Below are 16,723 nucleotides of genomic sequence, written 5' to 3' on the forward strand. Positions count from 1 at the left end.
ACTCAGAAAGTTCACCCGTTTTTGACGTTGCATCAGGGTCTTTATTGATTGCTATGGTTACCTCCGTTTCTTCCCATCGCCTGCTAGTTAACCGCCGTCCTCGTTCCCGGTGGCGCTTCCAACGATCGGGTACTTGGCGGTTTCTTCCGCGATCCCTTGGCCAGGGCCGCTCGCTGCATCGTACGGTTCAAGGCAGTACGGTTCAAGGCAACACGGTTCAAGGCAACACGGTTCAAGGCAACTCACCCGCCACCCCAAGCCCTTGGGATAACACCGATCGGGATCGGCTACTGCGACAACAATCCTTATTTGCAGCCCAACGGGGGCAATTTGCCCAAGCCATTGCAGGATTTAATTTACTAATTAACCGCAACCCTGACAGCGCAACGGATTACAACAACCGTGGACTGGTCTATGCCCAACAGGGAAACTGGGATGCGGCTTTGCAAGACTATAACGAGGCCATTCACCTCAATCCAGACCTGGCCCACGTCTTCAATAATCGGGCCAACTACTACGCAGCCCAAGGCGACTTGTTTGCAGCACTCTCCGATTACCAAACGGCCTTGGAACTGGACGCTAATAATATTCGCGCTTGGGTCAACCAAGGGATTACATTTCGCGAGTTAGAAATGTTTTCCGCCGCGATCGATAACTTTAATCAGTCCCTGTGGCTGGTACAGCAAGAATGCGACAGCACCGAGCAGGTCTTGCTCTCGGCCCACGTTCACGCAGAAAGAGGGCGAACCCACCACCTCTTCGGCGATTGGAACTGCGCCCTCTCCGATTACTACCTAGCCTTAGACTATCTCAGCCATGAATCCCAGCCAACCGCTTATCCACCCCTGTGGTGGCAAGTAGAGGGGTGGTTGAACGAGATCTTACAAGCCCATCAAGGGGATGGTGTCACGGGATAGTGGCCCAGACAGCCCCCCAGGGAATTGATTCCAGGCTTCAGAAAACTTCTGTCAACCGGGATCATCTAGCCAGCCTTACTTCACACTACCAATTTTGGCAATTTTGCCATCTTCCTGGATTGTCCAGACATCGTAGGTTCCCAGCACGTCGCCGTTCTCATCGATGTCTACATTACCGCTTGCCCCCTGGTAGTTAATCTTCTTGCCAGCCCGCAGTAACTCTAATCCTTTGCACACATCGGTGACGTCTTCCCCAGGGCCATTCGCCACTTCCCGAAGTTTGCTTTGGATGCCTTCTCCCGTATTGGATTGGGACGATTGAGCTGCCAGTACCAGCAGCGCCGCCGCATCCCAAGAGTGGGCTGCATAGGCTCCCACGGGACGTTTCAGCTTGTCTTCCCAAATCTTGGTAAAGGTTGCCAGGGCGTTGCCACTGGCTCCTGGAATCGTTCCCAACAATCCAGTGGCAATAAACTTGCCATCCGTTCCTTTGCCCACTTTGACCGCTAGATCATCGGCATACATGCCATCGGGAACTAAAATCGGGATGCCTTTGCTGACACCTTGCTCGTAGGCTGATTTCAACAACAGACTGCCCGTTTCCCCATACATAGCAGCCACCACGGCATCGGGCTTTCCGCTAAAGGCTTCTGCTGCTTCCGTTTTCAACGTCTGGGCTTTGGGATCATAACGAGTGGGCTTCGCTTCATTAACCACAGTCCCGCCCAAGCCCTTAAATGCTTTGACGAATTCTTTTTCAAATCCAACGCCGTAGTCATTGTTGATCACGATCGTGGACATTTTACGATAGCCCTTCTCATAGGCTAGTTTTGCCAGTGCCGGAGCTTGATAGGTATCAGAGGGTGCCGTTCTGGCCCAAAACCCTTGGAAATCCTTGGCTTTTTTGGTGAATTCGGGGCTAGTGCTACCGGGGGAAATAAGCATGACTTTATTGCGAGCGGCGATCGTGCCCGCTGCCATGGAAACACTGCTCGCGAAGGATCCGACTACCCCAGCAACCTTCTCCACGGTCGCCAATTTGGTCATGGCCTCAGTTCCCGCTGCGGGATCGGTTTGGTCATTGGCAGGAATCAGTGTGACGGGCGCACCGTTCACCCCCCCACACTGGTTGACAGTCTCCACCAGCAACGGTACAGAGGCAATCATTGGCTGCCCCAACGAGGCCAAATCCCCCGTCGAGGGTAAGAGGGATCCCAGTTTCAGCCCTTTCCCATCCCCGATCGCTGGGCTGGGCGATGCACCACTGGAGGTTGTCTGAGGTGTTTCCGTTTCTTGGCAAGCTGCGGTTACGAAGCCTAGCCCAAGCGCCAAACTTGCCACTGCTACTGCCTTCAGCAGGCTGATTCTGTCAGGAGATCCCAAGTTACTCATCGAATGTTCTACCCCTCAACACGGTTTACTCAACACGGTTTACTCAACACAGTTTAGGTGTTGTTTAGGTTAAGGGTATCGGGTCTGCGGAATTGGAGCAAGGGCTAGCCATGAAACGCCTCTGCGTAACACGTCTGCGTAATACGTCTGCACAACAGCTTCTGCGTAACACTGCCACTCAACACGTTCGCAGCAGCAGATATTTGCACTAAAAACCGAAAGGCGTTCATTTGAACGCCTTTCAATGCAGATTATTTAAGCTTTAGAACGGAGAGAGAGGGATTCGAACCCTCGGTACGGAGTTACCTGCCGTACAACAGATTAGCAATCTGCCGCTTTCGACCACTCAGCCACCTCTCCAGGCCACTGCTTTACTAATTCTAACAGATAACTTTTGAAAAAGTAAAGCAGTGAAAACTTGTTTAGAAATTTTTTGGGAAAATCTTAGAGAAGCGCCATGGACAGCATGACCAAAAAAGCATTGACAGCATAGAACCAGCCAACAATCTGGGTTTCTGTCCAACCGCTCAGCTCTAGGTGATTGTGGTAAGGAGACATTTTAAAGAAACGTTGACCGACACCATCAGCATTCTTCGTGGCTTTGTAGTAGCTGACTTGGATGATGACCGAGATGGTTTCCCACAGGAACAACCCGCTGACAATCAGCAAAGCAAAGAGAGAATTGGTAAGCAAGGCAACGGCAGCTAAGGCTCCCCCCAGGGCCAGGGATCCGGTGTCACCCATAAAAACCTTGGCAGGGTTACGATTGTGCACCAAGAAACCTAGACAACTGCCGCTCATGCAGGCACAAAACAGCATGAGTTCAGGGGCATAGTGGGTGCCTTCCAGTCCAGCGATCGCGCCGAGCCCGAGCAGAGAAATGGCGACTGTTCCTCCCGCGAGACCGTCCACACCATCGGTCAGATTGGTTGCGTTACTTTCCGCCACCATAACAAACCCCGCCAGCACCCAGAACAGAGCCCCGAGGGACAGCCCCGATCCGATTGGTAAGGCAATACGAGTCAAGTCAGGTGACTGAGTCACCATCATCCAGAGACAGAAAAGCACCGCCCCACCGATTTGCAGCGCCATTTTCATGCGGGGAGAAATGCCCTTGTTGGACTTCTTGCGGATGATTTTCCAATCATCTAAAAAGCCAATGGCAAAGTAGGCGAGGGTGAGAGCGGAGACCGCTAAAACCTTGGGCGCAAAGCCAGACCCCAAAACCGCTGCAATCACGGCCACTGGAATAAAAAAGGCTCCCCCCATCGTCGGAGTTCCCGCCTTCTTGAGGTGGGCCTTCGGGCCGTCTTCCCGGATAATTTGACCGGCTTTCAGCGATCGCAGGAGCGGAACTGCTAAGTAACCCACGAGGGCCGTTACCACAGCACAGACCACCAAAGGCATGGTCAGAGACATTCCCTGAAACATCGATCGGCCTGACCATAGATCCAACAGCATGGCAGACCCGGTTAATCCACCTGCGAGGAATAAAAATAGGCGCGTTCCTGAAAAGCTAAAAGATTGGCTAGTAAATAACTTGGCGTCCACAACGACACTCTCACTTCACGCACTACACCACACTGAACAATTCACTCATTGCTAAGCAATTTCATCCTTGAGCCAGCGGACTCAGCCTACCACAACCATATATTGACTACAGGTTATGTCCCACTCAACAAAGCGTTATGGAAAAACTTCCACCACTGTCAGACCAATCAGACCAAAACGGTATCAGTCAGGAGCAGTGGAGAGTTTTGGCGGCAATCTTAACTCGCGGATCAACAGAGCACCCATTGATGGACTAGAGTTCGAAGCGATTTGATTTGGGCGAAGGTTACACCATTGCAACCTTCAAGTCTGAACTTAATTCAAACTACTCTTCCAAATCCCCCAAATCGTCATCGTCATCTAGATCATCAAAGGATTCATCATCACTCCCCATCAGATCGTTGATTTCTTCCTCATCATCTACGTAATCGTAGTCGCCTTTTTGCCGAGCGCGAAGACGACCAGTATTTTCCAGCCAATCCAAGATGGAAGACTCTTGCTGGAGTGGAATCACACTGGCTGGCTTGTCGCGAGGTTCTTGACGGAGAGAAGGATTGTAGACCATGTTGTGGGTTCTAGAATAAATACGTATTTTCTGCGTTTGCAGAGTCAGACCTTAGGATGGGCTTAAGGTACCCAGAGTGTATCATCGAGCGTGAATTTTGCAACATCAATCTCCGGATTTTATAGATTGACCACAAAAATCATCCCTGATGGACTATAGCGCAGTTAATAAGGTCTGGAAAAGCCGTCTACGAGACATGTTCACCCCTGACTTCAAGCAATCAGGGGAAGATTTCACAAAATATAGGAACTTTAATCCTTTGGGGCGGTTACTCAGGCCGATCGCCTGATTTTCCTAGTGATCAACGTTAATTCGTCTGAAATTTTCTGTAATTTTGCAGAGACAAGACATGGTTCAATCCGAGTTCAATCCGAGAAAAGCCTTGTTAGAGTGTAAAGAAATCATCAAGCTGACTGTATGCCTAAGCTACATTCATGCCTGACGGCGGCATCTAACGCTAACGTCGGCGATCAACGTTGACGCCTAACTAGTTGACGCCTAACTAAGGCTGACGCCTGCGCTGGACTCCCTGGAAGCCAGTTAGCTGAGCAAACCGGAGCAGTTCACTTGAGAAAACGTTCATTATCAGGCACCGATCATCATGCTGGGAAAGGCCGAACTGTTGACAGCGATCGCGGGAAAAAATCGGGGACTTCTGGCCACTGAAACGGATAAGCTCGCCATTGCCGCCGCCGTTGCCATGCTAGAAGATCGGAACCCCACACCTCGACCCACAGAAGCGATCGACCTCCTGGCGGGCGATTGGCGACTGCTCTACACCACCAGCCAAGAGTTACTAGGGTTAGATCGGATTCCGCTCAATCATTTAGGGGAAATCTATCAGTGCATTCGGCCCCAGGGCAGCCGGGTCTATAACGTGGCAGAAGTGTCGGGCATCTCGTTTTTAGAGGGCTTGTTTAGTGTGGTTGCGCAGTTTGAGCCGATTTCAGAGCGCCGTTTGGAAGTCCGGTTTGAACGGGCGATCGCGGGATTGCAGCGACCCATTGGCTACCAGTCACCCACGGCCTTTATCCGCGATATTGAGTCAGGCAAGCGGTTTTTGGCGGTGGATTTTCAGATTCCCCCCCGCGATCGTAACGGTTGGATCGATGTGACTTACTTGGATGCAGATTTACGGATTGGTCGGGGTAATGAAGGTAGTATTTTTGTGCTAGCTAGATGTTAGAGAATTGAGAATTAGACTCCCTCAGAGAACCACTTGGATCAACCATGCGTCTCGCCCAAGGCCAACTTGCTCTGCTTTCTAGCTGTCCCCGGAAGTTTCAGTATGGGATTTTGGAACAGCTCGCTGTACCGACAGTGCCAGAGGATTCCCGACGCTTAGCGGAAGGGAACCAATTTCATGCCCTGCTGCAACAGTGGGACTTGGGTTTGCCGATCGACCCGCTGGTTCAAACCCATCCCACCCTACAAACCTGGTTTGATGCCTTTGTGGCCGCATCGCCTCAGATTTTGACCCTGGCTGGAGAGTCAGCCCCCATTCGGCAGAGTGAACAAAGCCGCACGATCGCCTTGGCTGATCACGTCCTAGTTGCGGTCTATGACTTGCTTCTCTTGGGCAACCACCAGGCACAGATCCTCGATTGGAAAACCTATCCCAAACCCCGCAATGCCACCCTGCTGGCGAACCAGTGGCAAACCCGCCTCTATCTCTACCTATTGGCGGAAACCAGCCCCTATCCCCCGGATGCCCTCGCCATGACCTATTGGTTTTTCCAAGGCCGCGATGGACAGGCTGCCCCCCAATCGGTCACCATTCCTTGGGATCAGGCCCACCACGATCGCACTCGGCAGGAGTTACAGACAGTCACTGACAACCTCAGCCAATGGCTCAACCAGTACGAAGGCGCAGGCCAGAGTTTTCCCCAAGTCGATCCTGCGTCCCCCCTCTGCAAAACCTGTGCCTTTGCCGTCAGTTGCCAACGCCATAGCACGCTTCCGTTGGACGCCCTGTCTCTGGACGCATCACCGGAGGAGCGATCGCCCCTGGAATGGGACAGCTTATCCTGGGAGACGATCGCCGAGATTCCCATCTGATCCCCGTCGTCCTGATTGTCCTGTGCGCTCGCCCTTTTCCGGAGTCCCGTTGCCATGAATCTGCCCCTGTCACCCCCTTGGACTTTGGCCACCGATGTCCCACCGGCGGATTTTCAGCGATCGCTCCAAAGGTTGACGGGCTTACCGAGTCAGTACCTCGCCCAATTGCTGTGGAATCGGGGCTTGCGCGATCGGGATCAACTGCCGGGATGGTTAGACCCCAAACAGTATCAACCTTGCTCTGCGCTGGACTTTGGGCCGGAAATGACCGAGGCGATCGATCGCCTTGTCCGAGCGCGATCGCAGCAGGAAAAAATCGCCATTTGGGGAGACTTTGATGCGGATGGTGTGACGGCCACAGCGGTCCTGTGGGATGGGTTAGGGCAGTTTTTTGCCAAGCACGATCGCCTGACCTACTACATTCCTAACCGCCTGACGGAATCCCATGGGCTTTCCCCGCAAGGACTCGATCGACTCCACCGCGAGGGCGTTCAACTCATCGTCACCTGCGACACCGGCAGTACGAATTTAACGGAAATCAACTACTGCAAAGCACTGGGCATCGATGTGATTGTGACCGATCACCATACACTGCCACCGGAACGCCCTCCCGTCTGCGCGATCGTCAATCCCCGGTATTTAGCGCCAGAACATCCCCTCGCCTCCCTCTCCGGGGTTGCCGTGGCCTACAAGTTGGTGGAAGCTCTGTACGATCGCCTGTCCCAAGTGCCTGAAAAACCGTTGGAGCATCTGCTAGACCTGGTGGTGATCGGCTTAATTGCGGACCTGGTAGACCTGAAAGGCGATTGTCGGTATCTGGCCCAGCAGGGAATTGCCCAGTTAAAGCAGCAGGCCGATCGCACGACAGCAACGCGCCCTGGTCTCTTTCATCTGCTGGAATTTTGCAAACGGGCGGGCGATCGGGCAACGGATATTTCCTTTGGCATTGGCCCCCGCATCAATGCCGTCAGCCGCATTCAGGGGGATGCCCATTTCTGTGTCGAACTGCTGACCAGTAGCGATGCAGCCCAATGTCGTCAACTGGCGGAACAAACGGAACTGGCCAACACACGACGGCGAGCCTTGCAACGGGAAGTGGCTGAGCAGGTGCTCGCTCGTGTCCGCCAGCTTGATTTATCCACCACCCAAGTGATTGTGCTGTGGGATGAGCAGTGGCCCCCCGGCGTGCTGGGGTTGGTCGCCAGCCAGGTAGCCCAGGAATTTGGCCGTCCGACCATTCTTCTGAGTACGGAAAGCACGGCTGAAAGGACCGCTGGAGATCTGCCGATCGCCCGAGGCTCTGCCCGATCGGCCAACCAAATCGACCTCTACGAATTGGTGCAGGATCAAGCCCACCTGCTCCATCGCTTTGGCGGGCATCCCTACGCAGCCGGCTTGAGTCTCGTTGTGGAAAATTTACCCCTGTTTGCCGAGGCCATTAATCAACGGGCTTTACAGAGCTTGGCCGATCGAGTAGGCCCCCGCCCCCTCCAAGCCGATCTTCAAGTCACCGTGGCAGAATTAGGGTTGGATCTCTATCGCGAACTGCGATGCATCGAACCCTGCGGCATGGGCAATCCTCCCCCACAGCTCCTGCTCAAGGACGTGTGGTTTACCCAAGCCACCCACCGCAACCTCACCGATCGCCAAAACAAAAAAGTCACCTACATCCGCACCACCTTTCGCCTCTGTGATGAAACTTGTCCAGAAGGCATTTCCGGCAGTTGGTGGGGCCATTACAAAGAAGAACTGCCCACAGGCCGCTGTGAGGTGTTGGTGGAACTGGAAAACAACGTTTACCAGCGGTGCTATGAGGTGCGGTTGATTGAGGTGCGATCGCGGGCAACGATCGCTGAATCGACAGCATGGCCCAATGTGCTACCCAACCCAAGCAGTCTTGCTGCCCTAGAGTCCGATCGAGCCCCCTGCGATTGGCTCTTGGATTGGCGATCCCTGGCTCAGTCAAATCAGCCTGTCCCCCCAAACCAGAATGCTGACATTAATGCTGATATTTTAGTCATGACGACCTGTCCCACCGATTGGGACGCGTTTAAACCTTGGTTCCGGAGAGCCTACCAGGAGCAGAAAAAACTCGCGATCGCTTACTCAACTTCGCCGCTCTCCAGCAGCACCGAACCCTGGCTGAAATTGTTAGGCATCGCCAAATATCTCAGCCGAACCCAAGCCTGGGTTACCCCGCAGCGGCTCCTCGATCACCTACAAATTACGCCCTCCACCCTGCGGATCGGGCTGCAAGCCTTACAAACGCTTGGGTTAGACATTATCAGCGGCGATCGAGGCTTAACCCTGGCCTGGCCATCTGAGCAGCCCCCAGGAGGGACGATCGCCCGCGATCGAGATTGGCAAATCGCAGGCCAGCCCTTTCTCCAAGCCTTGCAGGAAGAGTCCTTTCGCCGCCAGTATTTTGCGACTGTTCCGCTCAGCTTGCTGCAAACCCTGGCCCACAGAACCATTAGCTTGGAGTTGCGCTCAGGAGTTTAGGGCGTAGATGGCGTCGCTGGGGAATCTGCTGGGGATGGCTGGGGGGATGGCTGTGCCCCGTCTGGCGTAGGCGATTCTGTGGGATTGCTAGAATCCGGTTCTGACGGCGGTGGGGAATCCGGGCTGGCGGGGGTTTCTGGTTGGGTTGTCGCGGCGGGTTTATTCGCTGAAGGTAGAACAAAATAGGTTCTGCCTTCGGGATCCTTCCGTTCTTCTGCACCAATTTTCAACAGATCCTGGCGGGCTCGTTCCTGGGTCGATCGATCGCGGGTGGCTTCCGCTTGTTCAAAGACGGAACTCCAACCCCAAAGTCTGACCATCCGGCTATCGGGATCTGTTTGGAGAAACGCGGCGGTCTGCTTCATCAACGGCCCGACTTTACGGATTTCCGGATCGGTGGATTGCAGAGCCCAATCACCAGCCCTGTCATGGGACACGATCGACCCCGGAACATCCCCTAGGAGCAGGAGTTGATCTAACGCCTTAAACCGCCAGGGGAGGAAGGCTTGAGGGTGTTGATCGGGCTGTAGGGCATCTGTCCCTCGGGTCATATAGTCCACGGCCAACTCAGGTTTTCCCAACCGGTAGGACAGGGTTCCCGATAAAAAGAGGTAGCTCTCGACAAAACGCGGATCCCAGCGGGTCACTAAGTCAAAAAACTGGGGGGCTAACTCATAGCCTAATTTGGTGCGGGCTTCCTCATCCCCGTCGTACTGAAGGAAGTTCAGAAAAACCCAGTCCGCCATTAGGTTGTCAAAGCCAAAGGTGGGCGATCGCTGTAAAACCTCTAACTTCCAGCGCTCTTGCTGATTCAGTTGCTCGGGCGAAAATGTAAACATGGCCCCCTGTTGCAACTGACTGCGCTGCATGGCAACTAGCCCCGTCAGTGCCCCTGCCGAGATCGCCAGCTTAGCTAGACTGAAGCATAAATTTTTCCAGCGATTTCCAACCCGGTAACTGCCAACCATAGAACTCCAGTGGTAATGCAGGCAACATCATGCAAGGCAACTTTGCAGGAAAATGAAAGACAGGAAATCCCTTTAGGGCTTTTGATTAGCTTTCGGCTTCTGCGCCCTCCATTTTGCCAAAAGTTACTGCTACACTAGCCATACTTCCGTAATTTTATTTTTTATCCTAGGCAGCTTATTTTTATTTTCCCAGCCCGGTTTTGACTGAAGTAGGATTGGTGGTAGATGTTCTTCGTGATACATCGTCACTCATTCAAGACACTGATTCAAGACACTTGTCAAACCGTCACACAGCTTTTCTTGCTGACGTCAGAATGTCTAATACTCTTGGACAGGTTATTTTCTCCGGATTGCTCTCACCTTTTTGAGTGATGGTAAAAAGTCGGTGAAAACAAATTGCTGACTGGTCTCCTTTTCGTGTAAGTCCCCAAGCATCAATGCAGGGTTCTGGAGTTGGATATCAAGCTTTGGATATCGAGCAGAAGTATCAAACTTAATGAATCTTAACCTTGAAACCTGAGGGCTATCAGCGCTGCTACGGATTGTCCGGTTTTCCATTCCGTTCCTAACTATTGCGATCGCAGCCAATGAACCACCTTATCCCACGTTCCTTCTTGTCACAGTTGCTTCTCAGCACAACTCTCTTCGCTGGTGCCACTCTTACGCCCGGTCTCCTCAATCGCCCCGCCCAAGCATCCTTCCAAGACAGTCCTAAGGTGGTGATTGATGAGGCATGGCAGCTCGTCAATCGTGAGTATGTTGATCCGACCTTTAACCAGAAGGATTGGCAAGCCATTCGTCAGGATTTATTAAGTCGAGACTATTCATCCAAAGAGCAGGCCTATGATGCCCTGCGCTTGGCCCTCAAGCAATTGGATGATCCCTACACTCGCTTTATGGATCCTAAGCAATTTGAGGTGCTGAACAGTCAAACCTCCGGCGAGTTATCCGGCGTTGGGATTCGATTGGAACTGGATAGCCAAACGAAGACTTTGACTATTGTTGAACCCTTACCGAACTCACCGGCGGCGAAGGAAGGCTTGAAGACCGGCGATCGGGTTCTGGCGGTGAATGGCAAATCCACGAAGGGCATGACAGTGGATGATGCTTCTAGTCTGATCCGTGGGCAAGAAGGGACTAAGGTGGTTCTGCGCATTGGCCGATCGGGAGCCAGTGAGTTTGATGTGCCATTGACTCGGGCTCGGATTGAGCTACAAACCGTTCGCTACAACGTCAAGCAGGAAGGGAAACGCCGGATTGGCTATATTCGCTTAAGTGAATTCAGTAGCCACGCAGCGGATCAGATGCGGCAAGCGATTCGATCGCTGCTGGCCGAAAAAGTTGATAGCTTTGTCCTGGATCTGCGGGGCAATCCCGGTGGCCTGCTGCAAGCTAGCATTGAAATTAGCCGCATGTGGATGGATCAAGGCAGCATTGTCAAAACCGTCGATCGCAAAGGCGGCAGCGAAGAAATTGCTGCCAATCGTACAGCCTTAACGAATTTGCCCCTTGCCGTCTTAGTCGATAAGAATTCCGCCAGCTCCAGCGAAATCTTGACCGGCGCGCTGAAGGATAACAAACGAGCCACAGTGGTGGGCAGTCAGACCTTTGGCAAAGCCCTTGTGCAATCGGTGCATCCCCTTTCTGGCGGTGCAGGGCTAGCGGTCACGATCGCCCATTACTACACACCCAATGGGACTGATATTAGCCATAAGGGCATCGAGCCGAATGTTGTTCTGGATTTGTCCACGGATCAACAACGCAAGCTCTACACCAATCCTAAGTTACTGGGTACTTTAGAGGATCCGCAGTACATTCGAGCGATCGCGGCCTTAGATCAAATTGCCAATAGCAAGAGTAGCAACCAAAATCTCGGTCAAGGGCCTGCAACCCGTGGGTTATTAGCTCAATAGAGCCAGCCCTCTTCAACTACATTTTGACCTTCCAGGTTTTTCTCAAGCCTTCACCCGAAGCAGAGCGGTGCAGTTTTGCTCAGTCATGGGGGTCAGGGATTCGAGGGAAACGATGGAGGGTCTCTTTTATGGAGGGTCAATAGGGAGGGTCAAATTGTAGAAGTGGCACGATCGTCCGAGGGCAAATCAAGTAGGTTCGCTCAATCGGTTGAATGAGCGTGCGAACGAGGGCCGATCGTTCACTGATTTCCTGCAAGCCCTGCGTGGTTTGTAGGTTAATGCCGCGCTGATAGAGGGTATAGCCTCGACTACAGGCCACCCGCATGCCGATCGCATCGTCTGGAGGGTGGCCCTGTTGCAGGGCAAGACGATGGGCTTGGGCCAGCAGTGACTGCTGCTGTTCGGGGGCCATGGACGTCACTTCGATCGCCTTGGGCAAGTCCCGATCGTAGACCTGGCGGCACAGCTCAGCTAATACCGAATCCGCTTCCCCTTGCCAGCGTTGAATGTGATAGAGCAGTCGATAGTCATCCAAGGCCAGGTAGTTATCCAGCGAAAGTTGATCCCCGCGCGCCTCTAACCAAGCTGCCATCACCTCATCAGCCCAGAGTTCGCCCCGCCTCCAACAATCCCGAGCCCGGACAAATAGACGCTCCAATGTCCAAGTTGCAGCTAAATTTTTCGGATGGTTATAGACCTGGGCATACATGAACGATCGCACGACCAAATAGTGTTCGATCGCGGCCATCCCCTTTTGCGCCACCGTGAGTTGTTGGGTCACGGGGTCATAGCGCAGGGCTAGCAAAATCCGATCCAAGTCAATATGACCGTAGGAGGCACCTGTGAAGTAACTATCTCGCATCAGGTAGTCCAAGCGATCGCAATCCAGTTGACTGCTGACCAGTTGCCAAACTAGCGGAATGGGATGTTTTTTGTGATAGACCGCTTCCAGTTGGGGCAGCAGTTCTGGGTTGAACCGATCGAGCAATTGGCGAATCGGGAGGGACTCTTGCAAAATGCGGCCAGTCCACAGTTCATGGTGCGTACCAAAAATTTCTTCCCCGGTATGACTCAAGGCACTATGCCCAATATCATGTAACAGCGCAGCACAGAGAACCACCGATCGAAACGGCTCCAATTGAGGATGCATCCCTGCGAGGCGATCGAAGGCACGGCGAGCCACGGCCAACACCCCCAGGGAATGGGTAAAGCGCGATCCTTCTGCCCCATGGAACGTTAAGCTGGCTGGGCCTAACTGTCGGATACGCCTCAGGCGCTGAAAGGCCGGGGTATCAATTAAGCGAATCAGCAACCCTTCCGTGGAATCTGCCCCGTTTAGGGTAATGGCCCCATGGAGGGCATCGTGGTAAGTCCGTTCAGTCAGCACAACTGGATCAACCTCATGGTGGGGGAATGGGCGGGAAGGGGGCGTTTTAGACCTAACCGTGCTTTGAGCTACAACGATTCGGCCCTGACTACAGGACAATCAATCCTAAGCTTAGGGTTGGCCAAGGGCGACCCTGATAAGGAGCCCCCCGCCATGAAGCCGCGCATCATTGTTTGTGGTTTGGGTCAGACAGGATACAAGATTTACACGCTCCTGAAACAACAGGGGCTGGGCGTTGTCGGCATTAGTACCCATCCTGTCGTGGGAGGAGCAGTGGAATCTAGCCCCAACCCTAGACCTAATCTTCGATCCGACGCCATTTCCACCAGTATTCCCGACATTAATATTCCCGACATTATCGTTGGTGATTTACGATCGGCGTCCACATTGCTGGCAGCCGGGATCCGAGACGCCCAAACGTTGGTACTGGCTACCAGTGATGATGCCTTGAATCTAGCGGTTTTGGTGCAGGCCAGGGTGCTCAATCCCCACATTCGCATTGTCAATCGACTCTACAACACCAGTTTGGGCGATCGCCTCGATCAAACCTTGGCGCACCACACCAGCATGAGTGTCTCGGCGTTAGCGGCTCCCGTCTTTGCCTTCGCCGCGCTGGGCAACTTGGCGATCGGTCAGCTCAAATTGTTTAACCAAACTTGGCCGATGCATGAAGAGCATATTGAGGCAGATCATCCTTGGCGGGGGCGGCTTTTACAGGAACTGTGGGACGATCGCGCTCGTATGCTGATTTATTATCTCCCGGCGGATCATACGACAGACCTGGTGTCAGCAATGCTACGGGGGGAACGGTTACAAGTGGGAGATCGCTTAATTGTGGCAACCCAGCCCAGTGTACGGCTGACCCAGCGATCGCTCAAGGCAACCGTTCTCAAGTTTCTCGCCTCTCTCAAACGATTGCACTCCCATGGCCGATCGGCGATCGTGGTCTTGCTGCTGCTGTTTTGCACCATTTTTATCGCTACCCTGACCTACATTTGCATCAACTTCAATACATCGGTGGAGGATGCGCTCTATTTCTCCGTGGGCATGATTACGGGCGCAGGGGGCAACGAACGCATTGCCGAACAAGCCCCACCCAGCATTAAAGTGTTCACCGCCATCATGATGCTCGTCGGAGCTGGAGTCATTGGCGTGGGTTACGCCTTACTCAATGACTTTGTGCTGGGAACCCGCTTCCATCAATTGTGGGATGCGGCCCAAGTTCCCCAGGCGGGGCATTACATCGTCTGTGGGTTGGGGGGCGTTGGGATGCAGATTGCCAAACAATTGCGCGATCGCGGCCATGAGGTGGTGATTATTGAGCGAGATCCCCATTGTCGGTTCTTGAGCACCGCCCACCAACTCAAATTACCTGTAATTCAAGGGGACGCCAATCTCGCTGATGTCCTCCAGTCAGCCCACATTGATGCAGCCCAAGCTCTGCTCGCAGTCACCAGTGACGACACCGCGAATCTAGAAATTGCCCTAACGGCAAAGGGATTATCCCCTCGGTTGGCTGTGATTGTCCGCAATCAAGATCCCAGCTTTTCCCACATGGCTCAGCAGGTCTTCGAATTTGAAGCAGTGCTCAGTCCCACGGAGCTAGCCGCTCCTTCCTTCGCAGCGGTGGCCTTTGGGGGACGGATTTTGGGTAATGGCTTAACGGGCAACCATTTGTGGGTGGCCCTCGCAGCACTGATAACTGAGAATCACCCCTTTTGCGGTCAACCGGTCAAAGAGATTGCGATCCAGGGTGATTTAGTCCCGCTCTACTTGGAAACCTCTCACCAAACTATCCATGGGTGGCCCCTGCTGGATGCATCCCTGAGTGTAGGCGATATCCTGTACCTGACAGTACCGGCCCACCGCCTAGACGAACTGTGGCGATCGGTGCAACTTCCGGTGATTGGTTAGGCATTTGCCTAGGCAGGTTAGGCCATTTGCCCAGGCATCTGTTGGGATAATCGAATCAGACCGAGCTAGGAAATTCCCGCTAGCAACGACTGGGATTGCAAGGTATCCAATGCGGCTCGGTATTGCGGATCGCCATCGGTGCCCAATTGCTCCGGCGCGATCGCCTGCAAGGGCACAACGCGATCGGGGGTAATCCCCAGCTTGTTAATGTCGCGATGGTTCGGCGTTTCGTACTTCGCTACGGTGACCGCTAGCCCCGATCCATCGGATAGGTTGAACAGAGATTGAATCAACCCCTTGCCGAAGGTTTTCTCGCCCAGAATGATGGCGCGGCCATTGTCCTGCAAAGCCCCCGCTAAAATTTCGCTAGCACTGGCCGTGCCTTGATTGACTAACACAACCAACGGGGCTTGAGTCAGCGCCTTACCCGCCGCTTCAAAGCTACCTAGGGTTCCTTGGCGGTTGACGGTATAGACGATCGTGCCATTGTCGATCCACTGCTTGGCAATCTCAATCCCGGCCTGCAACAGCCCCCCCGGATTATTGCGTAGATCCAGAATGTAGCTGCTGGCTCCTTGGCGCTCCAGTTGCTTGATGGCCTGTGCTACTTCCGTGGCTGCATTGGCATTGAACTGCGTTAGACGAATGTAGCCACTCTTTTGTCCATTGGGCTGGGTGCGCAGGTCTGCAATGACCGGATTTAACTCAATGCGATCGCGGACAATGTTGTATTCCTTGATCGGCTCATTGCCATGCTGCACCTTGAGGCTCACGATGCTGCCAATATTGCCGCGCATCCGCCCTGCGGCTTCATCGAGGCTCAGCCCCTGTGTCGATAGCCCATCAATTTCTAGGATCGCGTCCGCTGGTTGAATGCCAGCCTTCGCGGCAGGAGACCCACTGATCGGCGCAATCACCTTCAGTCGTTGAGTATCGGTATCTAGGGAAATCTGCAACCCCACCCCAGTCAATTCACCGGAAGTACTGGTTTGCAGGCTGCGGTATTGCTCTGGCTGCATAATGCGGGTGAAGGGATCCCCGAGCAGCCCCAGCATTTCCTGCATGAGGACATAGGTTTGTTCGCGATGTTCAGGTGCTTTCTTCAAGAACTTTTCCCGTACCGCCCACCAATTCTGATGGTTAAAACTCGCGTCCACATAGGCCCGATCGATGATGCGCCACACTTCATTAACAAACCGTTGTTCCTCCGTGAGCGCTTGGGCTGACCCTGCAAAGGCCAGCACGGAAATCACAACAGCTAGCAGCGAAACAATCAGCGATCGAGACCAGGCAACATATTTTCCCATAGCTTTTGATAGTAAACGGTAACCGAACGTTCTGCCTACCCTGTCCCGTGATCGAAGAACTGGCAAGGAACTGGGGCAAAAACCTCATCTAACAACTGAGCAATTGGACTCCACGGGTGAGAGGCTTCAGACCGATCGCAGTACGCTCTAGATTGACCCACTCACGGAATAAACGAACATGTGATCGTCGAGTCATCGCACCATCACGGCTCCGCAGTACCCCGCAAAAGGCCCCCTTGAAGAAGCGTC

At 53.5% G+C, this 16,723-nt stretch carries 12 protein-coding genes and 1 tRNA gene; 6 read left to right on the forward strand and 7 right to left on the reverse strand.

All coding sequences use genetic code 11. The features are described from left to right. Positions 1–53 precede the first annotated feature (53 nt). Positions 54–917 carry a tetratricopeptide repeat protein gene (locus H6G21_RS21585; RefSeq protein ID WP_190575839.1) on the forward strand — a complete coding sequence of 288 codons (864 nt, stop codon included), beginning with the start codon at positions 54–56 and terminating at the stop codon, positions 915–917. A gap of 75 nt (positions 918–992) precedes the next feature. On the opposite strand, the gene H6G21_RS21590 is transcribed toward H6G21_RS21585, so the two are convergent. The 4 genes from H6G21_RS21590 to H6G21_RS21605 all read right to left on the reverse strand — a co-directional run bounded on the left by H6G21_RS21590 (position 993) and on the right by H6G21_RS21605 (position 4,425). Continuing rightward, positions 993–2,309 (reverse strand): ABC transporter substrate-binding protein, encoded by a 1,317-nt coding sequence (locus H6G21_RS21590; protein ID WP_190575841.1) that lies wholly within the window; start codon positions 2,307–2,309, stop codon positions 993–995. Positions 2,310–2,577: 268 nt separating this feature from the next. Then, positions 2,578–2,669 (reverse strand) — tRNA-Ser (locus tag H6G21_RS21595). Between the two features lie 84 nt (positions 2,670–2,753). Then, positions 2,754–3,860: a phospho-N-acetylmuramoyl-pentapeptide-transferase gene (gene mraY / locus H6G21_RS21600; protein ID WP_190575842.1), complete on the reverse strand. Its 1,107-nt coding sequence runs from the start codon at positions 3,858–3,860 to the stop codon at positions 2,754–2,756. A 325-nt stretch (positions 3,861–4,185) separates the two neighbouring features. Beyond that, a complete protein-coding gene (locus tag H6G21_RS21605; RefSeq protein ID WP_190575844.1) occupies positions 4,186–4,425 on the reverse strand; it encodes a DUF3134 domain-containing protein in 240 nt (79 codons plus the stop codon). Positions 4,426–5,026: 601 nt separating this feature from the next. Between H6G21_RS21605 and H6G21_RS21610 the strand changes: the two genes are divergently transcribed. From H6G21_RS21610 to recJ, 3 genes are read left to right on the forward strand one after another with little or no spacing between them, the layout of a single operon-like run. Next, positions 5,027–5,611 (forward strand): PAP/fibrillin family protein, encoded by a 585-nt coding sequence (locus tag H6G21_RS21610; protein ID WP_190575846.1) that lies wholly within the window; start codon positions 5,027–5,029, stop codon positions 5,609–5,611. Positions 5,612–5,655: 44 nt separating this feature from the next. Then, a complete protein-coding gene (locus tag H6G21_RS21615) occupies positions 5,656–6,483 on the forward strand; it encodes a PD-(D/E)XK nuclease family protein (protein ID WP_190575848.1) in 828 nt (275 codons plus the stop codon). A 54-nt stretch (positions 6,484–6,537) separates the two neighbouring features. Beyond that, positions 6,538–8,985, forward strand: coding sequence for a single-stranded-DNA-specific exonuclease RecJ (gene recJ / locus H6G21_RS21620; RefSeq protein WP_190575850.1), 2,448 nt, complete (start codon positions 6,538–6,540; stop codon positions 8,983–8,985). On the opposite strand, the gene H6G21_RS21625 is transcribed toward recJ, so the two are convergent. Then, positions 8,982–9,953, reverse strand: coding sequence for a hypothetical protein (locus tag H6G21_RS21625; RefSeq protein WP_190575853.1), 972 nt, complete (start codon positions 9,951–9,953; stop codon positions 8,982–8,984). The two genes, recJ and H6G21_RS21625, sit on opposite strands and share 4 nt — an antisense overlap. A 587-nt stretch (positions 9,954–10,540) precedes the next feature. Here H6G21_RS21625 and ctpB point away from each other — a divergent pair. Further along, positions 10,541–11,866, forward strand: coding sequence for a carboxyl-terminal processing protease CtpB (gene ctpB / locus H6G21_RS21630; protein ID WP_190575854.1), 1,326 nt, complete (start codon positions 10,541–10,543; stop codon positions 11,864–11,866). A 136-nt stretch (positions 11,867–12,002) separates the two neighbouring features. Here the strand turns inward: ctpB and H6G21_RS21635 are convergent, their stop codons facing one another. Then, on the reverse strand, positions 12,003–13,250 hold the full coding sequence (locus H6G21_RS21635; protein ID WP_190575905.1) for an HD domain-containing protein: 1,248 nt from the start codon (positions 13,248–13,250) through the stop codon (positions 12,003–12,005). 156 nt (positions 13,251–13,406) lie between these two features. On the opposite strand from H6G21_RS21635, the gene H6G21_RS21640 reads away from it, so the two are divergent. Continuing rightward, on the forward strand, positions 13,407–15,167 hold the full coding sequence (locus tag H6G21_RS21640; RefSeq protein ID WP_190575907.1) for an NAD-binding protein: 1,761 nt from the start codon (positions 13,407–13,409) through the stop codon (positions 15,165–15,167). Between the two features lie 65 nt (positions 15,168–15,232). Here H6G21_RS21640 and ctpA read toward each other — a convergent pair whose 3' ends face one another. Further along, positions 15,233–16,474, reverse strand: a complete 1,242-nt coding sequence (gene ctpA / locus H6G21_RS21645) for a carboxyl-terminal processing protease CtpA (protein WP_190575856.1) — start codon at positions 16,472–16,474, stop codon at positions 15,233–15,235. Positions 16,475–16,723: the final 249 nt, after the last annotated feature.

Source organism: Alkalinema sp. FACHB-956 (genome assembly GCF_014697025.1).
Taxonomy (GTDB): Bacteria; Cyanobacteriota; Cyanobacteriia; order Leptolyngbyales; family Leptolyngbyaceae; genus Alkalinema.